Genomic DNA, 1,294 nt, shown 5'->3' on the forward strand with positions numbered 1-1,294 from the left:
ACGGTCGCGCAGGACTTCCAGCAGGAGGCGGCCGATCGGCTGGGTAACGGTCTTGGCCGGTCCGGGAATCCGGCGGACCTGGGAGAGCCCGACGCGGACGCCGTGCCGGAAGCTGTTGATCCACATCGCCTTGGTACCGGGATCGACCTGGTCCCGGCCGCCCTGGCGGGCGAGGTTGGCGGCGTGGATCAGGCCACGCAGCGCGGTCTGGATCTGGGAGGGCCAGGCCTCGCCGGGATAGGTCTCGACGCAATCCTCAAGATCGCGGAGTAGGTGACTCGCGCACAGTTGATGCAGGTGGAGGCCGAGTTCGGCCGAGTCGTAGTTCTGATAGCGATCGTGCACCACGACACCGGTCAGGTCGGCGATGATGAACCTCTTGAAGGTGTCCAGGGTGCGCTCGCCCAGCAGATACCAGGTCAACAGCGGCGTGCAGGCCACCAGCAGGTACTTCTTGGCCTTCCTCGCGCCCACCCGGATCGGCGTCTCATCGCAGCAGACGGCGTAAGCCAGGGTGAGCAGGGCGCGGATGCGCAGGTTGGCCGCCGCGACGGCCGCGGCGGCGCGGGCGATCATGCCGTGCACGAACCCCGGCGAAGGCTGCGCGCCGGTCAGTGAGGCGATCAACTCGGCGCAGCGGTGCACCGGGATCGCGTGCGCGATCATCAGGTAGACACACCACGCCTGCAGGTTGGCCCCCAAGCTGACCGGCGCCGCGGGCACCCCTTCGGGGCGCGGCGCGGCATGCACCCTCCCGCAGCCGCAGGCCACCGTGTGCAGGTTGTGCTGGATCCTGGCCGCGCTCATCAACGGCACCTCGACCCGCTGATGACGGGCCGTGACACCCAGATCGGCCGCCCCGGCCAGGTCCGCGCCACACGCCATGCCCCCGACGGGAAGTGCTCGACAGTGTCATCGGGGTCATCGGTCCAGGCCAGGGTGGATCCTGGCGCGCCTGGCTGCTTGCCCGGACGGCGCTTGCCGCCGCCTGCGGGCCTGGCCTTCGGCTGCGGCTTACCCGGCTGATCGTCACTGGCCGGAGGCATACCCGAGTTTCCGCTGTTGCGCGAGATCAGCCGCTCCAGCCGCGCGACCCGTTCGCGCAACTCGGCGTTCTCCTTCTCCAGGACGGCCACCCGCTCGCTCAACCGGGCGTTCTCGACCAAGAGCGCGCGCGACAGAGTCATTAGCTCCTCGCGTGACATCTCCTCCAGGCCGGGCACCGGATGATCTCACCACGACCTACACCACCTGATCAAAGTGACGCAACGTGACAGAGCAGCCCGCTCGTCAC

2 protein-coding genes are annotated in these 1,294 nt (G+C 68.9%); both read right to left on the minus strand.

From position 1 onward, the window contains the following. Positions 1-885 (minus strand): IS66 family transposase (locus Acor_RS00030; protein WP_155334397.1); only part of this gene is annotated, 885 nt, incomplete at its 3' end. Further along, positions 807-1,223 (minus strand): DUF6444 domain-containing protein, encoded by a 417-nt coding sequence (locus Acor_RS00035; RefSeq protein WP_422664783.1) that lies wholly within the window; start codon positions 1,221-1,223, stop codon positions 807-809. The genes Acor_RS00035 and Acor_RS00030, both read right to left, overlap by 79 nt. Positions 1,224-1,294 lie beyond the last annotated feature (71 nt).

Source organism: Acrocarpospora corrugata, assembly GCF_009687845.1.
Classification (GTDB): domain Bacteria; phylum Actinomycetota; class Actinomycetes; order Streptosporangiales; family Streptosporangiaceae; genus Acrocarpospora; species Acrocarpospora corrugata.